This window comes from Micromonospora sp. NPDC005197, from assembly GCF_040608295.1.
In the GTDB taxonomy this organism is placed as follows: domain Bacteria; phylum Actinomycetota; class Actinomycetes; order Mycobacteriales; family Micromonosporaceae; genus Micromonospora.
Window position 1 is genome coordinate 1 of sequence record NZ_JBEXHY010000225.1, and the last position, 4,558, is coordinate 4,558.

Here is a 4,558-nt window from a genome sequence, read left to right on the forward strand (position 1 = left end):
GACGCCCCCCGGGCAGGCGCCCCGGCCGGTCGGCCGCCGCCAGCACGCCGACACCACCCCGGACGCGCCGACGGCGGGCACCCCGACCCGGGACGCGCTCCACACGGGCGGGCAGCACGATCGCGCGACCAACCCGCCGGCCCCCGCCTCCTGGCTGACCGACCCGACCGGCGAGTTCACCGCCGGGCGACAGTCGGCCCCGTCGAGCCGGGACGCGGACCCCATCGGCCCCGCCGACCCGACCCCTACCGTCCCGGCGTCCACCGCGGCGACGTCCACCGCTGCGGCCGGCGACACAGGGGCCGTCGGTACCGGGGCCGTCGGTCCGACGCCCGACGCGGGCGCCGACGACCCGACCGGCAGCACGACGACGACCACGGCCGGCGGGGACAGGCGGGACAGCGACCGCACGACGACCAGCGACCCGACGGCCCCAGGCACGACGACCCCGGTCACGACGGCCCCAGGCACGCCGGCCACGGTCACGCCGGTCACGGGCACGACGGCCCCGGGCACACCGGTCACGGGCACGACGGCCCCGGGCACGCCGAGCGCGGGCGACGCGGCCACGCCGAGCGCGAGCAGCGCGGGCGACGGCGCGGCCGACGCACCCGCACCCAAGCCGCGCCGTACGCGCAAGCCGAAGTCCACCCCCGCCGACGTCACTCCGGGCACGACCGCCGAGCACACGGCGGCAGCCGCCGGATCGACCGCTGGGCGCACCAGGCGGCCGGCCCGGTCCGGCAAGGCCACCGACCTGACCGGCGCCGACTCCGCCGGACCCGTCGACCAGGACACTCCCCTGCCCGGCCAGGACGCTCCCCTGCCCGACCGGCACACCGAGCCCGGCCAGGACACCGAGCCCGGCCAGGCGAATCAGACCGGCGGCAAGGATCCGCAGGAGCAGACCGTCCGGACCGGTGGAGAGAGCCGGCGCGACGGGGCCGCCAGCACCGAGCCGGCGGTCACCACCACCCCGGTTGGGGATCCCGCACCCGTCGAGGGGTCCGGGACGGGCCGCGCCGAACGATCCGCGGCCGAGAGCGACGGCGGCGCTTCGTTGTTCGGTGAGGCGACCGCCGACGGCCCGGGGACCGCCGGGTGGGCCCCGACGGCACCGGCCTGGCCGGTCACCTCGGCGTGGACCACCGGATCGGCGACGGGGGCGGCCGACCCCGAACCGTCCGGTTCGGATGCTCCCGTCCCGGCGGAGGAGTCGACCGACTGGACGCCCCGCTTCCGGCACCGGGCGCCGCTGCCGGACCTGAGCCGCGCCAGCACCTGGGACGCCTTCAACACCACTCGACGCGCCGCCGCGTCGGATCGGACCGCCAGCACGCCCGACCAGGGTGCCAGCACACCAGACCAGGGCAGCCCGACAGATCCGACCGCCAGCACGCCGAACCAGGACAGCCCGACCGCCGCCACGCTCGACGGGGGCTGGTCGAGAGGCCGCGCCGCCAGCACGACGGGCCAGGCCAACAGCACGACCGACCCGGCCAGCAGCATGACCGACCCGGCCAGCAACGCGACGGACCGGGCCATCGGCAGGCGCGGCCGGGTCGGCGAGGCTACCGGTGCGCCCGCCTCGGCGGGACCGGTCGTGCCGCCGTCGGCCGGTCCGGGCATACCTGAGCAGGGCCGCGCGTCCGGCACCGCCGACAGTGGCGGGCCGGACAGCGATGCTCGGCGGGCCACACCGGCGTCCACGGACGACCCGGAGCAGCCCTCCCGGCGGGGACGGCTCGGTGGCCTGTTCCGGCGCAACCGGGCCCGGGCCGACGAGGAGAAGCGGCCCGCGGCGGATGCGGCGGAGCCGCTGGCCACGCAGGACGAGGAGTTCGTCGACTGGGTCGCCGGGCTCGGCAAGCCGGTCGCGGACAACGAGCCGGAGCAGGAGAACGGTCGTCGCTCGCTGCGCTCCACCGGCCGTCACCACCGCGACTGACCCGCCTGACGTCCGTTCGGGACGCCGACCCCGTCTGATCGACTCGGGTTCCCTGAATCCGGGCTGTCCACCGCGCCGGGACACCCCGACTTCAGTGAACCCGAGTCGACCATGCCGGACCGGTCAGGCGAGCGGCAGATAGACCTTCCCGCCGCCGGAGACGAACTCCGCCGACTTGTCCTTCATGCCGCGGGCCGCGTACTCCTTGAGCTCTTGCGTGATCTTCATCGAGCAGAACTTCGGGCCGCACATCGAGCAGAAGTGCGCCGTCTTCGCCGGCTCGGCAGGCAGTGTCGCGTCGTGGTACGACCGCGCCGTCTCCGGGTCCAGCGAGAGGTTGAACTGGTCCTCCCAGCGGAACTCGAACCGCGCCTTGGACAGCGCGTCGTCCCACGCCTGCGCGCCCGGGTGCCCCTTGGCCAGGTCCGCCGCGTGGGCCGCGATCTTGTACGCGATCACGCCCGCCTTGACGTCGTCGCGGTCCGGCAGGCCGAGGTGCTCCTTCGGGGTCACGTAGCAGAGCATGGCGGTGCCGAACATGCCGATCATCGCGGCGCCGATGGCCGAGGTGATGTGGTCGTACGCGGGCGCGATGTCGGTGGTCAGCGGGCCGAGCGTGTAGAAGGGCGCCTCGTGGCACCACTCCTGCTGGAGATCCACGTTCTCCTTGATCTTGTGCATGGGCACGTGGCCGGGGCCCTCGATCATCACCTGCACGTCGTGCTCCCAGGCGACCGTCGTCAGCTCGCCGAGGGTGCGCAGCTCGGCGAACTGCGCCTCGTCGTTGGCGTCGGCGATCGAGCCGGGCCGCAGCCCGTCGCCGAGCGAGAACGTCACGTCGTAGCGCGCGAGGATCGCGCACAGCTCGGCGAAGTTGGTGTAGAGGAAGTTCTCCTCGTGGTGGGCCAGGCACCACGCCGCCATGATCGAGCCACCCCGGGAGACGATGCCGGTGACCCGGTCCACGGCCAGCGGCACGTACGGCAGCAGCACCCCGGCGTGCACCGTCATGTAGTCGACGCCCTGCTCGGCCTGCTCGATCACGGTTTCCCGGAAGACCTCCCAGCTCAGCTTGACCGGGTCGCCGCCGACCTTCTCCAGGGCCTGGTAGATCGGCACCGTGCCGATCGGCACCGGCGAGTTCCGCACGATCGCCTCACGGGTCTCGTGGATCCGCTTGCCGGTGGACAGGTCCATCACGGTGTCGGCGCCCCAGCGGGTGGCCCAGGTCAGCTTCTCCACCTCCTCGGCGACCGACGAGCTGACCGCCGACGTGCCGATGTTGGCGTTCACCTTGACCAGGAACGCCTTGCCGATGATCGCCGGCTCGCACTCCGGGTGGTTGACGTTGAGCGGCAGCACCGCCCGGCCGGCGGCGATCTCGGCCCGCACGAGTTCCGGGTCGACGTTCTCCCGGATCGCCACGAACTCCATCTCCGGCGTCACCACGCCGGCCCGCGCGTACGCGAGCTGCGTCGGACGTCGTCCGTCCACACCGGCGAGCGGCGTACCGGCGCCTCGTACCGGCGCCACGTCACCCCGCTCGGCGATCCACGGGCCCCGCAACGCGGGCAACCCCACCGACGGGTCCGATCCCGGGCCGGACGTGTCGTAGAGCCGCACCGGCGGATGGTCGCCGGTCAGCGCCACCTCGGCGAACGGCACCCGCACATCCGGCCGTGACCCCTCGACGTACACCTTGCCTCGTGCCTGCATGACAACCTCCCTGGTGATCAGGCGGACCAGCCGAAGTGATCCAGCGGCCCGCGCCCCGCGCCCAGCTCCCAGCCCCGCGCGCCGGTCAGCGCGCGGAGCACGTACTCCTTGGCGGCCCCCACCGCCGCCGGCACCGGATCGCCCAGCGCGAGCCGCACGGCGATCGCCGCCGAGAACGAGCACCCGGTGCCGTGGGTGTGCCGGGTGTCCACCCGTGGCCCGCGCAGCAGGGTCGTGACGCCGCCCCCGTGCAGCACGTCGACCGCTTCGTCTCCACCCAGGTCACCGCCGGTGACCACCACGTGCTCCGGGCCGCCAGCGGCGAGGGCCTCCGCGGCGACGACCATCCCGGCCAGGTCGTCCACCGCGCGTCCGGTGATGGCCGCGGCCTCCGCGCAGTTCGGCGTCGCCACCCGGGCGTACGGAAGCAGCCGCTCCACCGCACCCACCACGCCGAGCCGGTGGCCGCTCGTGGCGACCAGCACCGGATCGACGACGAGTTGGGGCAGCCGGCCGTCCTGGGCAGCCTGGGCCACCGCGTCGGCGACTGCGGGTGTGCCGAGCATTCCCGTCTTGACCGCGCCGACGGTGAAGTCGGCGAGGACGCTGTCCAGCTGCTCGGTGACCGTGCGCGGCGGCAGCGGCAGGACGGCGTCGACACCGCGGGTGTTCTGCGCGGTGACCGCCGTGAGGACGCTGGTGCCGTACGCCCCGAGCGCCGCGAAGACCTTGAGGTCGGCCTGGATGCCGGCGCCGCCGCCGGAGTCGGAGCCGGCGATGGTGAGGATGGTTTGTGGGGTCACTGGCTTTCCTCTGTGGTTGCGCTTTGGGGCTGCGGCCGACCGTGCCCACTCCGGGCGGTCAGGCTTGATCCCTGCGTGGGCCCGGTCGACG

2 protein-coding genes and 1 pseudogene are annotated in these 4,558 nt (G+C 74.4%); 1 reads left to right on the plus strand and 2 read right to left on the minus strand.

What is annotated here, in order from left to right; all coding sequences use genetic code 11:
- A pseudogene (locus ABZU46_RS31085) lies at window positions 1-1,948 on the plus strand (hypothetical protein); the annotation flags it as partial.
- 123 nt (window positions 1,949-2,071) lie between these two features.
- On the opposite strand, the gene thiC reads toward ABZU46_RS31085, so the two are convergent.
- Both thiC and thiD read right to left on the minus strand, forming a co-directional pair.
- Window positions 2,072-3,664, minus strand: coding sequence for a phosphomethylpyrimidine synthase ThiC (gene thiC, locus ABZU46_RS31090; RefSeq protein ID WP_354863263.1), 1,593 nt, complete (start codon window positions 3,662-3,664; stop codon window positions 2,072-2,074).
- A gap of 17 nt (window positions 3,665-3,681) precedes the next feature.
- The gene (gene thiD / locus ABZU46_RS31095) at window positions 3,682-4,467 is read right to left on the minus strand and encodes a bifunctional hydroxymethylpyrimidine kinase/phosphomethylpyrimidine kinase (RefSeq protein WP_354863264.1); all 786 of its coding nucleotides are present in this window, start codon (window positions 4,465-4,467) and stop codon (window positions 3,682-3,684) included.
- Window positions 4,468-4,558: the final 91 nt, after the last annotated feature.